Annotated in this window: 11 protein-coding genes; 10 read left to right on the top strand and 1 reads right to left on the bottom strand. The window is 47.4% G+C overall.

Annotated elements, in window-relative coordinates:
- The 10 genes from galE (at window position 1) to ptsP (ending at window position 12,452) form a co-directional block, all read left to right on the top strand.
- On the top strand, window positions 1-990 hold the full coding sequence (galE, locus tag WFI24_RS27995) for a UDP-glucose 4-epimerase GalE (protein ID WP_017686840.1): 990 nt from the start codon (window positions 1-3) through the stop codon (window positions 988-990).
- Window positions 991-1,004: 14 nt separating this feature from the next.
- Window positions 1,005-2,603 (top strand): UDP-glucose--hexose-1-phosphate uridylyltransferase, encoded by a 1,599-nt coding sequence (locus WFI24_RS27990; RefSeq protein WP_336765214.1) that lies wholly within the window; start codon window positions 1,005-1,007, stop codon window positions 2,601-2,603.
- A 150-nt stretch (window positions 2,604-2,753) separates the two neighbouring features.
- On the top strand, window positions 2,754-3,341 hold the full coding sequence (locus tag WFI24_RS27985; protein ID WP_336765213.1) for an MSMEG_1061 family FMN-dependent PPOX-type flavoprotein: 588 nt from the start codon (window positions 2,754-2,756) through the stop codon (window positions 3,339-3,341).
- Window positions 3,342-3,434: 93 nt separating this feature from the next.
- Entirely contained in the window at window positions 3,435-4,598 is a 1,164-nt protein-coding gene (locus WFI24_RS27980; RefSeq protein ID WP_047844049.1) for an iron-containing alcohol dehydrogenase, read from the top strand.
- A 280-nt stretch (window positions 4,599-4,878) separates the two neighbouring features.
- Window positions 4,879-5,415 (top strand): protease, encoded by a 537-nt coding sequence (locus WFI24_RS27975; protein WP_336765212.1) that lies wholly within the window; start codon window positions 4,879-4,881, stop codon window positions 5,413-5,415.
- A gap of 63 nt (window positions 5,416-5,478) precedes the next feature.
- Window positions 5,479-7,035 (top strand): flotillin family protein, encoded by a 1,557-nt coding sequence (locus tag WFI24_RS27970; RefSeq protein ID WP_336765211.1) that lies wholly within the window; start codon window positions 5,479-5,481, stop codon window positions 7,033-7,035.
- Between the two features lie 165 nt (window positions 7,036-7,200).
- Window positions 7,201-8,055 carry a glucose PTS transporter transcription antiterminator GlcT gene (gene glcT, locus WFI24_RS27965; RefSeq protein ID WP_145323941.1) on the top strand — a complete coding sequence of 285 codons (855 nt, stop codon included), beginning with the start codon at window positions 7,201-7,203 and terminating at the stop codon, window positions 8,053-8,055.
- A gap of 287 nt (window positions 8,056-8,342) precedes the next feature.
- Window positions 8,343-10,394 carry a glucose-specific PTS transporter subunit IIBC gene (gene ptsG / locus WFI24_RS27960; protein WP_336765210.1) on the top strand — a complete coding sequence of 684 codons (2,052 nt, stop codon included), beginning with the start codon at window positions 8,343-8,345 and terminating at the stop codon, window positions 10,392-10,394.
- A 77-nt stretch (window positions 10,395-10,471) separates the two neighbouring features.
- Window positions 10,472-10,747, top strand: coding sequence for an HPr family phosphocarrier protein (locus WFI24_RS27955; protein ID WP_036617010.1), 276 nt, complete (start codon window positions 10,472-10,474; stop codon window positions 10,745-10,747).
- On the top strand, window positions 10,740-12,452 hold the full coding sequence (gene ptsP / locus WFI24_RS27950; protein WP_145323937.1) for a phosphoenolpyruvate--protein phosphotransferase: 1,713 nt from the start codon (window positions 10,740-10,742) through the stop codon (window positions 12,450-12,452). Before WFI24_RS27955 ends, ptsP begins: the two co-directional genes overlap by 8 nt.
- A gap of 235 nt (window positions 12,453-12,687) precedes the next feature.
- Here ptsP and gcvPB read toward each other — a convergent pair whose 3' ends face one another.
- On the bottom strand, window positions 12,688-14,178 hold the full coding sequence (gene gcvPB, locus WFI24_RS27945) for an aminomethyl-transferring glycine dehydrogenase subunit GcvPB (RefSeq protein WP_336765287.1): 1,491 nt from the start codon (window positions 14,176-14,178) through the stop codon (window positions 12,688-12,690).
- Window positions 14,179-14,243: the final 65 nt, after the last annotated feature.

The following is a 14,243-nucleotide window of genomic DNA, read 5'->3' as shown; positions in this document are numbered from 1 at the left end:
ATGGCAATTTTGGTGACAGGTGGAGCAGGGTATATTGGATCTCATACGGTAGCAGCATTGTTGGAACGTGGGGAAGAGGTTGTCGTACTTGATAATCTGCAGACAGGGCATCGTGAGGCGTTGCTCGGCGGTAAGTTGTATGAAGGGGATCTCCGTGACAAAGAAATTCTGGCGAAGCTGTTCGCTGAGAATTCAATTGATGCAGTCATTCACTTTGCAGCCAACTCACTCGTAGGCGAGAGTATGAAAGACCCGGTTAAATATTATGACAACAACGTGTTTGGTACACTCTGTCTGTTGGAAGCAATGAATGCAGCGAACGTACGCCGCATTGTCTTCTCCTCTACAGCAGCTACCTACGGTGAGCCTGAAAAAGTGCCAATCGAAGAGAGCGATCGAACAGAGCCAACCAACGTATACGGCGAAACGAAGCTGATGATGGAACGCATGATGTCATGGTTCGATAAAGTTCAGGATATCAAATACGTTTCCCTGCGTTACTTCAATGCAGCCGGTGCTCATGACAGTGGTAAAATTGGTGAAGATCACCAGCCAGAGAGTCACTTGATTCCACTCGTACTGCAAACAGCTTTGAAACAACGCCCGCACATCGCCGTGTTTGGTGACGACTATGCAACAGAAGATGGAACATGTATCCGTGACTACATCCACGTGAGCGACTTGGCTGATGCGCATCTGCGTGCAGTAGATTATCTTCGCAAAGGTGAGAACAGTAATGTGTTCAACCTGGGTAATGGTACAGGATTCTCGGTAAAACAAGTGATTGAAACAGCCAAAAAAGTGACTGGCCTCGATATCCCGGTTGTACAGGAGCCACGTCGTGCAGGTGACCCGGCTGTGCTGGTAGCTTCATCTGCAAAAGCGAGATCTGTCCTGGGCTGGAATCCGAAATGGACCAATCTGGAAGATGTTATTCAAAGCGCTTGGAGCTGGCACCAATCACGTCCTGACGGCTACGGAAAAAACTAGGAGGCGAATACCTTATGTCACAGACTCATATTGCAGCAGGTGCCACAGAGCGGACACCGGAGCAGCAGGAAGCACTGCATGCCATTGAACGTCTGGTTGCATTTGCCTTGCAGAAACAATTAATCGAGGAAGCGGATTGGGATTATAGCCGCAACCTGCTGCTTGAACAATTCGGATTCTCAGAGCCTTATGCCGGAGAGTTGGACACGACAGTTCCCGATGGTCCACAGGCCATGTTGGATACGTTAATTGATTATGGATTCACCATTGGACTCATTCCTGAAAATAGCGATACGTTCCGTGATTTGCTGGATGCCAAAATCATGGGTCATCTGATGGCGCGCCCATCCGAAGTGGTACGCGCATTCCGCCACACGGAGCAAACGGAAGGCATTGAAGCAGCCACCTCTCAGTTCTATGACTTGTCAATTAACTCCAACTACATCCGGATGGATCGGATCTCGAAGAACGTCTACTGGACACAGGACACGGCCTATGGAGACATGGAGATTACCATTAACCTGTCGAAGCCGGAGAAAAGTCCAAAGGAAATTGCCATGGCGAAATTGCTTCCGCCTCCGGTATATCCAAAATGCCAGCTGTGTCGTGAAAATGTAGGCTACGCTGGTCGGGTGAATCACCCGGCTCGCCAAAACCTGAGAGTCATTCCGTTGGAGCTTAACAACGAGCCTTGGTTGTTCCAATACTCGCCGTATGTGTACTACAACGAGCACTGCATCATTTTCCATCATGATCATGTGCCGATGAAACTGACGAAGGATACGCTGCGCAGACTGCTTGCCTTTGTCGGGGAGTACCCGCATTATTTTATCGGATCTAACGCGGATTTGCCGATCGTTGGTGGATCGATTCTGACACATGACCATTTCCAGGGCGGACGTCATACGTTCGCGATTCAAAATGCACAGCCTGAGGCTGTCTTCCGCCATGCGGATGCACCTGGACTTACACTGAGTCTCGTAAAATGGCCGATGTCTGTAATGCGTCTGGCTTCACACGATCCTGCAGAGTTGCTTGAAGCAGGTAATGCTGTATATGAAGCGTGGAAGCTCTACAGTGATTCTGCTGTGGATATCGAGGCATTCAGTGAAGTGGATGGGGAACAGGTACCACACAATACGGTAACACCAATCGTTCGTCGCAGTGCAGACGGTGGGTATGAGATGGATCTCGTCTTGCGTAACAACCGCACGAATGATGTGCATCCGGAAGGGATTTTCCATCCGCACCGTGAGATGCACCATTTGAAAAAAGAGAACATTGGTCTGATCGAAGTGATGGGACTTGCCATCCTGCCAGGTCGCTTGAAAGAAGAACTGGACAGTATCGCGGATATCCTCGCTGGAGATGCCAAGCTTGCTGAAGCGGCCAAAGCTTCCGAGCATGTCTTGAACAAGCATCTGGGCTGGGCGGAAGAATTGATTGGACGTTTCGGTCCTAACCTGGACAAAGAACAAGCCGTTGCCATTGTACAGCAGGAAGTCGGCTTGAAATTCGCCGAGATTCTGGAGCATGCAGGTGTCTACAAACATGATGAAGCAGGACGCCAGGCTTTCCGTCGTTTTGTGAGCAGCATGGGATACACTGAATAATAATCAACATAACCAACAAATCAAGAACACCCGCCCAATCAGGAGCGGGTGTTCTTGTCATGGGTAAGCATTGGAATGAACCTCCGAGCCAGTTATAATGTAGAGAAGTCCTAGAGTAACACAATGAATTGAGGGATTGGGGTTAATGAATTGGAAAAGAAGGCATTGAATATTCCATTGATTACAGATGCAGAGGAACTGCAAAGCATGGTGGGGGAACCCCATGAACATGTGCGTAACAAGGCAATCTCATTTGTGGATTCACATGTTCAGAATTTTCTATCCATGTCACCTTTGTTTTTCCTCTCAACATCCGATCGGGATGGAAATAGCGATGTATCGCCACGGGGCGATGGAGCAGGATTTGTGAAAGTCTATGAACCATATCGGCTCGTTTATCCCGAGCGCCCAGGCAATCGGCGGATAGACTCGTTGTTGAACATGTTGTCTAACCCTGGTATCGGTATGCTTTTTTTGATTCCGGGTCTGAATGAAGTGCTGCGTATTAATGGTAGAGCATCCATTACCAAGGATGAGGAATTCATCGCCAGTATGGGCTGGAGTGGTAAAACCATAGGTGCAGCTGTCATTGTGGATGTGGAAGAGTGCTTTATTCATTGTCCTCGGGCATTCAAACAGGCTGGGTTATGGGCCACCGAAACATGGGTGGACGCTGAGAATTTGCCTTCAACAAGCGAGATGTTTAGAGCGCATTTGGGGATTAACGGGTTGTTATAAAGTGAGTGACTATCGATTTGTTTTTCTATAAACAGGGTACTATAATTGGAGTTGCACTAAAAATTCTAAACTCCATTGGAGGCGACAATAGATATGAGATCTTTCCAATTCTATAATCCAACCCGGCTGATTTTTGGCAAAGGACAACTGGAAGCATTGAAAACAGAAGTGCCGAAATACGGTAAACGGGTTCTGCTTGTATATGGTGGCGGCAGTATCAAACGTAGCGGGCTGTATGATCAAGTGATCGGTTTGCTTAAGGAAGCTGGAGCAGAAGTGACTGAACTGGCTGGCGTGGAACCTAACCCGCGTCTATCTACGGTGCACAAAGGGGTAGACCTCTGCAAAACAAATAACATCGACCTGATCCTCGCTGTAGGTGGCGGCAGTGTACTGGATTGTTCCAAAGCGATTGCTGTAGGTGCCAAGTATGATGGTGATATGTGGGATTTTGCTCAGCGCAAAGCCGTTGCACAAGACGCTCTTCCACTTGGTACGGTATTGACTATGGCAGCAACGGGTTCGGAAATGAACTCCGGTTCGGTTATTACGAATCAGGATACTCAAGAAAAACTGGGTTGGGGCAGTGCATACTCTTTCCCTGCATTCTCTATCCTGGATCCGGTGAATACATACACTGTTCCACTGGACCAAACGGTATACGGTATGGTGGATATGATGTCTCACGTATTGGAGCATTACTTCCATCTGGACGCCAACACACCGGTTCAACTGGGCTTCTGTGAGACGATTCTGCGTACCGTAATGGAAGCAGCACCTCGTCTGGTTGAAGATCTGGAGAACTATGAGCTGCGCGAAACCATTCTGTATTGCGGAACGATGGCATTGAATGGCGTGCTGAATATGGGTCTCGCAGGAGACTGGGCAACACATAATATCGAGCATGCGGTATCCGCAGTGTATGATATCCCACATGGCGGTGGACTTGCGATCTTGTTCCCACACTGGATGAAACATAATCTGGATGTCAATGTGGATCGATTCAAACGTCTGGCGATCAATGTGTTCGAAGTGAATCCTGAAGGCAAGTCGGACAGACAGATTGCTGAAGAAGGTATCGATGCGCTCAGCAAATTCTGGACATCCATTGGTGCACCTAACCGTTTGGCAGATTACGATATCGATGACAGCCAGATCGACGTAATGGCTGACAAAGCGATGTTGTTTGGTCCATTCGGTAACTTCAAGAAACTGCAACGGGAAGATGTTGTATCCATCTACAAAGCTTCTCTTTAATTCATTTATAATCACTGACAAGTGAACGGACATTTTCTGTTGTCCAAAAACCGCAAGTCTCCTTTATGGGAGCTTGCGGTTTTTTCATGTTTTCGGCTATACACGAGAATGATGGAGAAACATGAAGCAAGAAGAACAGAATGTCATGATAATACCCAATATCGGTTCCAGAATACATTTGAGGAAAGATTTTGAAACATTTTGATGTTAGCTACGTATTTATTTACATGTGGAACGCTCAGTTAGGATGAATTTGCGGCAGAGAGAGGAGGAACAGGGGATGGAAACAATGTATTGGGGGTGTCTAATCGGAGGGGCGATATTTGCGGTTGTCAGCCTTGTGCTGGGTGACTTGATTGATGGCTTGCTGGACGGAGCTTTCGAAATGCCAGGTCTTGATTTTTTCAAACCCGTTGTGTTAGCTGGTTCCATTACAACCTTTGGTGGTGCAGGCATAATGATGACACGTTATAGTTCATTAAGTGCGATGTCCGGTCTAATACTATCCCTGCTTATAGGTATTGCTGCAGCCATGCTGGTATTCTTCGCATATGTCAAACCGATGCGTAACAGCGATGTCTCTATTGCATTTTCAATGAAAGAGTTATCAGGGAAAATTGGGGAAATTACCATTCCCGTGCCGGAAAAAGGTTTTGGCGAAGTGATGATCCGCTTTGCATCCGGTAGTACGATTCAAACAGCATCCAGCTTTGAACACCTCCCCATTGCGGCGGGAGCACGTGTTGTTGTGGTGGATGTCGTAGATGGTGTACTGCGTGTGTCGGAATGGGATGAAAATGTACTTAAAGATTTATAAAGTAGTCTAATCACTTAAGTAGTTTAAGCACTCATCATGAATGAATAAGGGGAGAGATGTGGAATGGGAGATTTAAACTTGAATTGGGATGTTTTGTTGATTCCTATAGTTGTGGTTGGTGTCATTCTGATCCTGGGTTTGGCTTTCTGGGCGAGATACAAAACGGTTGGACCGGATGAAGCGATGATCGTTACGGGGTCATTCCTGGGTAGCAAAAATATTTCCGATGATGATTCTGGCCGAAAAATTAAGATTGTTCGTGGTGGCGGTGCATTTATCCTGCCAGTGTTCCAACAATCGGAGTTTATCTCTTTGTTGTCTCACAAGCTGGATGTCTCCACCCCTGAAGTGTACACGGAGCAAGGCGTTCCGGTAATTGCGGACGGTGTCGCTATTATCAAGGTTGGGGGCGCTGTAGAAGACGTTGCAACCGCAGCTGAACAATTCATCGGTAAACCTGTAGAAGCGCTGAGAAGCGAAGCACAGGAGGTACTGGAGGGGCATTTGCGGGCCATCCTCGGTACGATGACGGTGGAAGAAGTATATCGGAACCGGGATCGTTTTGCCCAAGAGGTTCAAGGCGTAGCAGCTAGAGATTTGAAAAAAATGGGTCTGCAAATTGTCTCGTTTACCATCAAGGATGTTCGTGACAAACAGGGCTACCTGGACGCTCTCGGTAAACCGAGAATTGCGGCAGTGAAGCGTGATGCCGAGATTGCTGAAGCGGAAGCAATGCGTGATGCGCGTATTCAGAAGGCTAATGCGGAAGAACAGGGCCAAAAAGCAGAGTTGCTGCGGGATACCAATATCGCCGAGGCGGCCAAAGAGAAGGAACTGAAAGTAGCCACGTTTAAGCGGGATCAGGATACAGCAAAAGCGGAAGCCGATCAGGCATACCATATCCATGAAGCGCGTGCGAGACAGACCGTGGTAGAAGAAGAAATGAAGGTTGAACTCGTTCGTAAAGAACGTGAGATCGATCTGCAAGAAAAAGAAATCGTCGTACGTGAGAAGCAATATGATGCCGAAGTGAAGAAAAAGGCAGAAGCGGATCGTTATGCGGTGGAGCAGGCTGCCGAAGCGGATAAAGCGAAAAGAATGCGTGAAGCCGATGCAGTACAGTACTCCATCGAAACACACGCCAAAGCAACAGCTGAACAGAAGCGGCTTGAAGGTCAGGCCATGGCGGATGCGGAACTTGCCAAAGGTACAGCCGATGCAGAAGTTATTCGTTTGCGTGGTCTTGCCGAAGCAGAAGCGAAGGAAAAACTGGCTGAGGCGTTCCAGAAGTTTGGCGAAGCGGCTGTCCTCGATATTATCGTCAAAATGCTGCCTGAGCTGGCTGGCAAAATTGCCGAGCCGATTGCATCCATTGATAAACTGACTGTGGTAGATACAGGTAAAGGAGAAGGTGCAGCGCGGGTAAGTAACTATGTTACGGAACTTATGGCGACGGCTCCAGAGATGCTTAAGAGCGTATCCGGCATCGATGTAGAGCAGCTGATTAAAGGCCTTACCAAGTCCAAAACACCTGCGCCGGTTGCTATTCAACAGAGCGAGGCTGTGACAACTCCTTCTATAATCGACAAGATTGTGGAAAGAGCTGGAGTAGACGAGTAAGAAACACCTCGAATGTTGTATGTATGCTCTATTGACCTTAAGGCGAATTTTTGTTACTTTTTAAGCGAGACGTCCGGCGCGGTTTGCCCGCTCCGGATGTCTTTTCGTTCGTAACAGGGTGTGACTTATCACACCTAAGATGGTGTGAAAAATGAGGTGCAAACAATGAGCAGCCTGCATGTAGATAAAGCGCTAAACAATAATGTAATCATTGCACAGCATCCTGATCATGGGGAAGTCGTTGTCATTGGTAAGGGTATTGGTTTTAACCGAAAACCGAGTGATCACATTCCACTGATGGCTGTGGAGAAAATGTTCATTTTGAAAAACCAGCAGGAGCAAGAGCAGTATAAGCAGCTTCTTCCACAGGTGGATGAAGCCTTGATTGAGATTATTAACGAAGTCATTACGTATATCGCAGAGCGTACGGACGTTCCTCTGAATGAACATATTCATATTGCATTAACCGATCATATTTCTTTCGCGTTAAAACGCAAGGAACAGGGAATTGTCATACAAAATCCATTTCTATATGAGACCCGCGAGATTTATCCTGAAGAATATCGGATGGGAGAATACGCTGTTCGTCTGATCAAGGAGAGAATGGGAGTAGACTTGGGGATGGACGAGATTGGTTTTGTTGCCCTTCATATCTATAGCGCTATGACCAACCAAAATATATCTCAGGTACGTGAACATTCACAATTGATCACTGATCTGGTGAACCTGGTGTCCGACCAACTCGATTATTCGTTTGAAACGGAATCACTGGACTACTCCCGTTTGCTGACTCATCTTCGTTTCGCCCTTGAGCGTGTACGCCGGGGGGACAAAGTCGAAGAGCTTCATAAATTGGATTCGTTGCTCAAGTTGGAGTATCCGGAAATGTACTCGCTTGCATGGAAGCTGACCAAGGTGATGGAAAAAAGGTTGAATCTGCCAGTTTATCCTGCGGAAGTAGGGTACCTGACCATTCATCTGCAACGGCTGAATCAACGGAAGGAAGAAGAGAACAAGTGAAATCATTCCAGTGATGGAATGCGGGAATGATTTTTTTGGTGTAAAGGCTTGCAATGGATTAGAACTGGTGCTACAATGGTTTCCGTAATCAAGCAACTGAATAAACATAAGCGACGTGTTACTGACTCGATCAGGCATGAGTTAATTAGAGTGTGATTGTTCTTACCTTATACAGGGTATGCTATACCCCAAGGTTGGCACATTTCACTTTGTTAATTCATGCCTTTTTTGTGTTCCCTTGCTTGCATACAAACATACAACTTAGACGAAAGGGTGTAAACGAAGCGATGTTTAAAAAGCTTTTTGGTGTATTGCAAAGAGTGGGTAAAGCTCTCATGTTACCTGTAGCCATTCTGCCAGCGGCAGGTTTGCTGCTCGGAATCGGTAACATGCTGGTTAATCCGGATTTCTTGCAATATGTAACGGCGCTCGACACCCCGTGGGTGAATTCGATCGCAACAATTATGATGAACGCAGGTCAGATCGTATTCGATAATCTGGCATTGCTGTTCGCCGTTGGTGTAGCCGTTGGATTGGCCGGTGGCGAAGGGGTTGCGGGTCTAGCAGCCATCATCGGTTATCTGGTCATGAACGTCACCCTGGGTACCGCAGTAGGGGTTACCCCGGCAATGATCGGCGAAGTACCGGGTTATGCCAGCATCCTGGGTATCCCAACATTAAGTACAGGCGTGTTCGGAGGTATTATCATAGGTATTGCCGCCGCGCTGTGTTACAATCGATTCTTCAAAATCGAACTGCCGTCTTACCTGGGTTTCTTTGCAGGTAAACGATTTGTTCCGATTATCACTTCGGTTGTTTCCCTCTTAATCGGGTTGCTTCTGGTGATTATCTGGCCACCGATTCAAAATGGATTGAATGCTGTGTCTCACTTCATGGTAGATACAAGCCCGACATTGTCAGCATTCATCTTCGGTGTCGTGGAACGGTCATTGATTCCGTTCGGTCTTCACCACATTTTCTACTCTCCATTCTGGTTTGAGTTCGGTGAGTACGTGAACAAAGCTGGAGACGTCATTCGTGGTGACCAGCAGATCTTCTTCAATCAATTGCGTGATGGAGCAGACCTCACAGCGGGAACGTTCCAAGTTGGTAAATTCCCGTTCATGATGTTCGGTTTGCCAGCGGCCGCTCTTGCGATGTACCATGAAGCAAGACCGGAACACAAAAAGTATGTAGCAGGTATCATGGGCTCTGCAGCATTGACTTCGTTCCTGACAGGGATCACAGAACCACTTGAATTCTCGTTCCTGTTTGTAGCACCAGTCCTGTTTGCAGTACACTGTATCTTTGCAGGTTTGTCTTTCATGACCATGCAAATTCTGGGTGTCAAGATCGGTATGACCTTCTCCGGTGGGTTCATTGACTTCCTGATCTTCGGTATTATTCCGAACCGTACACCATGGTGGGACGTGATTATCGTCGGTTTGATTCTTGCGGTGATTTACTACTTCGGATTCCGATTAATCATTCGCAAATTCAATCTCAAAACACCAGGACGCGAAGAGGCAACGCCTGAAACTGCGTCTGGCGGAGGCTCCGGTTCAACGGATGATCTGCCGCATAACATTCTCGAAGCTTTTGGTGGTAAGGAGAATATCAAACATCTGGATGCTTGTATTACTCGTTTGCGGATTGAAGTCAATGAGAAATCCAATGTGAAAAAAGATCGTTTGAAACAATTGGGTGCATCTGGTGTGCTTGAAGTGGGTAATAACGTTCAAGCCATCTTCGGAACACGTTCCGATACGATTAAAACTCAAATGCAGGATATCATTGCAGGGCGAACACCAGCACCAACGCCAGTAGCTGCTAAACCGACTCCAGAAGAGGAGAAGGCTCAGGGTGAACAAGGCGAGCGTATCGTTGATGAGGATATCGTAATGCCAGTCAATGGTGAGTTGATGGACATTTCGAACGTCCCTGATCCAGTCTTTGCTGAGAAAATGACAGGTGACGGATTCGCTATTTTGCCACATGATGGCACAATAACATCTCCTGTGTATGGTAAAGTGTTTAATGTATTTCCAAGCAAACACGCCGTGGGCATCATGTCCGACGGAGGCAAGGAAGTGCTTGTTCATATAGGTGTCAATACGGTGAAGCTGAAAGGTCAAGGCTTTAACGTACTTGTGCAGGAAGGTGATCTGGTATCGGCGGGTCAGCCGATTATGGAAGTGGATCTGGAGTATGTCAAAGCAAACGCTCCATCGATTATTTCACCCGTTATTTTCACCAACCTGCCAGAAGGCTCCACAGTGACCTTGAAGAAGAGTGGAGTGCTCAAAGTTGGCGATCAGCCAATCATTGAGATAAAATAAGAAGTGTTACGACGATGGCAAGCAAGTGTAAATATATGCAATGCCTAAACCAAATTACTGAAAGTGAGATGATTGTAATGCAACAAACATTCAGAATTACAGACGAAGATGGTATCCACGCACGTCCGGCGACAGCCCTGGTTAATACAGCTAACAAATTCAAAGGTGCAGAATCCTTTGCAGAAGCTAACGGTAAAAAAGTAACTTTGAAATCCATCCTGGGTGTTCTTTCCCTCGGATTGGAACAAGGCGACACCATCAGCATCATCGTTGAAGGCGAAGGCGAAGCTGAAGCTCTTCAAGCTTTGACTGACGTTATGGTTAACGAAGGGTTGGGCGAAATTAATGCTTAATGTCTCCGGGATCGCGGCTTCGGCGGGTATTGCTATCGCCAAGGCGTTTATCTTGGAGCATCCTGATTACTCTGTAGAAAAACGCCAAATTAACGACGTTGACGCAGAGATCGCAAAACTCGACTCAGCTCTGGGTAAATCCCAGGCTGAGCTTGAGGCGATCAAAGAGCGCACTTTACAAGAGCTTGGCGAGAAAAAAGCAGAGATTTTTGCTTCGCATTTGCTCATTTTGAATGACCCGGAACTGATTGATCCGGTTAAAGCTAGAATTGCGGATGATAAGATCAATGCAGAATTTGCTTTGAACGAAACCGCATCGCAATTTATCTCCATGTTTGAGAACATGAAGAGTGCTTACCTGCAGGAACGTGCTGCAGATATGCGTGACGTTACCAAACGTGTGCTAAATCACTTGCTTGGTATCGACTTCATGAGTCCAGCTGAGATCAATGAAGAAGTGATCGTGCTTGCGGAGGATCTGACGCCTTCCGACACGGCTCAACTGAACCGTCAATTTGTAAAAGGTTTTGCAACCAACATTGGTGGTCGTACTTCTCACTCGGCGATTATGGCTCGCTCACTTGAAATTCCGGCTGTCGTTGGAACCAAGGACATCTTGGCTCAAGCGAAACAAGGCGATATGATCATTGTTGACGGTCTGGATGGTCACGTACTGGTTAACCCTACTGATGAAGTTATTGCTGAATACCGTGCCAAACAGGAACAGTATGATGCACAACGTGCAGAGTGGAGAAAACTTCGTGATGAGCCAACGGTAACGGTGGACAACGTTCATGTTGAACTTGCGGCCAACATCGGTACACCGAATGATGTAACGGGTGTTCTGGAGAACGGCGGAGAGGCTGTAGGCCTGTACCGTACCGAGTTCCTGTACATGGGCAGAGACAAGCTTCCTTCCGAAGACATTCAGTATAATGCTTACAAAGCGGTACTGGAAAAAATGGAAGGCAAACCTGTCGTTGTTCGTACACTCGACATCGGTGGAGACAAAGAGCTTCCATACCTGGATCTGCCAAAAGAAATGAATCCATTCCTCGGCTTCCGCGCAGTTCGTCTGTGTCTGGACCGTCTGGATATCTTCCGTACACAATTGCGTGCATTGCTGCGTGCAAGCGTACATGGCAACCTGCGTGTCATGTTCCCAATGATCGCAACACTCGGTGAATTCCGTGAAGCAAAAGCGGTCTTGCTCGAAGAGAAAGAGAAGCTGGTTGCTGAAGGTATTGCTGTCTCTGACAGCATTCAACTCGGAATCATGGTCGAGATTCCTTCGACTGCAGTTCTCGCGGATCAGTTTGCCAAAGAAGTGGATTTCTTCAGTATTGGAACGAACGATCTGATTCAATACACGATGGCTGCTGACCGTATGAACGAACGAGTAGCGTATCTGTACCAACCTTACAACCCAGCCATTTTGCGTTTGGTTAAAATGGTTATCGATGCAGCGCATCGTGAAGGCAAATGGGTAGGCATGTGTGGTGAGATGGCAGGAGACGAAACAGCAATTCCATTGTTGCTCGGTCTTGGATTGGATGAGTTCAGCATGAGCGCAACATCCATTCTGCCAGCTCGTAGTCAGATCACCAAGTTGTCCCGTGCGGATATGCAGGAACTGGCTGCTAAAGCTCTGGATATGCAAACGGCTGAACAAGTTGTTGAATTGGTTCAAAGCATTCAAGCGTAATTTTGCCGGGGTTTCCTCCGGATTTGAGGTTTTTCTTTTTCCGATAATGAGCTGTATTCATGCAGCGATTTTGCCGGTATCCGCGAATCATGTGGATATCGGCTTTTTTTGTTGCGTAAATGTATAGGAAATAAAGGGGGAGTACGAGGAAAAAGTCCTGTAATGTCTAGCCAAAAAATGCTCTTACTGGTGTAGTTAACATCAGCAAGAGCATGGATTAGAAACTCACTTAGTTTTAACTGCAAGCGCAGTTTAGTACAGGTTTGCGGGCCGCGGTAGTCTCATCGAGTCGAGTCACCGGTGTGCCATAAGGTGCGTTCAGTACCAATTCAGGTGTCTCTTCCGCTTCTTTGGCAATCCGTATCATCGTATCAATGAATCCATCCAACGTTTCTTTACTTTCGGTTTCTGTCGGCTCAATCATGATGCATTCTTCGACGTTAAGCGGGAAGTACACGGTTGGTGGATGATATCCAAAATCAAGCAATCGTTTGGCAACATCAAGTGTGCGTACACCATATTGCTTCAACCCCCGTCCAGACATGACAAATTCATGTTTACATACGCCAGGATATGGAATCTCGTAGTAAGGGGCGAGACGGGCCATCATATAGTTAGCATTCAGTACCGCGCATTCAGAGACACGGCGTAAGCCTTCCGGTCCATAGGTGCGAATGTAAGCATAGGCACGTACCAATATACCGAAGTTACCGTAGTAGGCTTTCACCCGGCCAATGGATTGATCGCCTTCACGATCGAATGCATACATACCGTCATCATTTTTGATCACCATCGGCTTAGGCAGGAACGGAACCAGACGGCTCTTCACGCCGACGGGTCCGGCGCCAGGTCCACCACCGCCATGAGGCGTACTCATCGTTTTGTGCAAGTTCAGATGCACCACGTCAAAGCCCATATCACCCGGACGGGTAATGCCCATAATGGCATTGGAGTTCGCGCCATCGTAGTATAGCAAACCACCAGCCTGGTGTACGATGGATGCAATCTCCTGAATGTCTTTCTCGAACAAACCAAGTGTATTCGGATTTGTCAGCATCAATGCCGCCGTATCCGAACCGACGGCTGCACGGAGTGCATCCAGATCAACCAGTCCGTCTGCCCGGGATGGAATCGTCACAGTTTCAAATCCTGCAACGGTTGCACTTGCCGGATTGGTACCATGCGAAGAATCGGGCACAATGACTTTGGTACGTTGTTCGCCACGACCTTCATGGTAGGCACGAATCATCATGAGTCCAGTCCATTCTCCATGGGCACCCGCGGCGGGTTGCAGGGTCACCGCATCCATACCTGTCAGACCTGCAAGGTCGTTCTGCAAAGTATATAACAGTTCAAGTGCACCTTGAATGCTGGATTCATGCTGGTACGGATGGATTTTGGCGAAACCGTTATAACGTGCAACATCCTCATTAATCTTTGGATTGTATTTCATCGTACAAGAGCCTAGTGGATAGAATCCGTTATCTACGCCGAAGTTGCGGCGGGACAGAGCAGTATAGTGTCGAATAACATCTACCTCGAACACTTCCGGCAGTGCCGCTGCTTCTGAACGGAGCATTTCCCGGGGAATCAACGTATCGGCAGTCTGACGAGGAACGTCACATTCTGGCAGGGAATAAGCGACACGTCCAGGGCTGCTGAGTTCAAAGATCAATGCTTGCTCCGGTGCAGGGGATAAGGTTTGTGCGTTGAATTTTTCTGTCACAAATTGAGCCGAAGTGGAGACAGAGGTACTCGTTTCAGATTGTCCTTGTGCCGGTGTTGTCGTCG

Source organism: Paenibacillus sp. USHLN196 (assembly GCF_037144955.1).
In the GTDB taxonomy this organism is placed as follows: Bacteria; Bacillota; Bacilli; order Paenibacillales; family Paenibacillaceae; genus Paenibacillus; species Paenibacillus xylanexedens_C.
Note: the sequence above shows the minus strand (reverse complement) of the source record. Positions and strands in the feature narration are given on the sequence as shown.

What these genes read in the sequence shown, in the direction of transcription:
- galE (WP_017686840.1), top strand. Translation starts at nt 1, where the DNA reads ATGGCAATTTTGGTGACAGGTGGAGCAGGGTATATTGGATCTCATACG.
- WFI24_RS27990 (WP_336765214.1), top strand. Translation starts at nt 1,005, where the DNA reads ATGTCACAGACTCATATTGCAGCAGGTGCCACAGAGCGGACACCGGAG.
- WFI24_RS27980 (WP_047844049.1), top strand. Translation starts at nt 3,435, where the DNA reads ATGAGATCTTTCCAATTCTATAATCCAACCCGGCTGATTTTTGGCAAA.
- WFI24_RS27975 (WP_336765212.1), top strand. Translation starts at nt 4,879, where the DNA reads ATGGAAACAATGTATTGGGGGTGTCTAATCGGAGGGGCGATATTTGCG.
- WFI24_RS27970 (WP_336765211.1), top strand. Translation starts at nt 5,479, where the DNA reads ATGGGAGATTTAAACTTGAATTGGGATGTTTTGTTGATTCCTATAGTT.
- glcT (WP_145323941.1), top strand. Translation starts at nt 7,201, where the DNA reads ATGAGCAGCCTGCATGTAGATAAAGCGCTAAACAATAATGTAATCATT.
- ptsG (WP_336765210.1), top strand. Translation starts at nt 8,343, where the DNA reads ATGTTTAAAAAGCTTTTTGGTGTATTGCAAAGAGTGGGTAAAGCTCTC.
- WFI24_RS27955 (WP_036617010.1), top strand. Translation starts at nt 10,472, where the DNA reads ATGCAACAAACATTCAGAATTACAGACGAAGATGGTATCCACGCACGT.
- ptsP (WP_145323937.1), top strand. Translation starts at nt 10,740, where the DNA reads ATGCTTAATGTCTCCGGGATCGCGGCTTCGGCGGGTATTGCTATCGCC.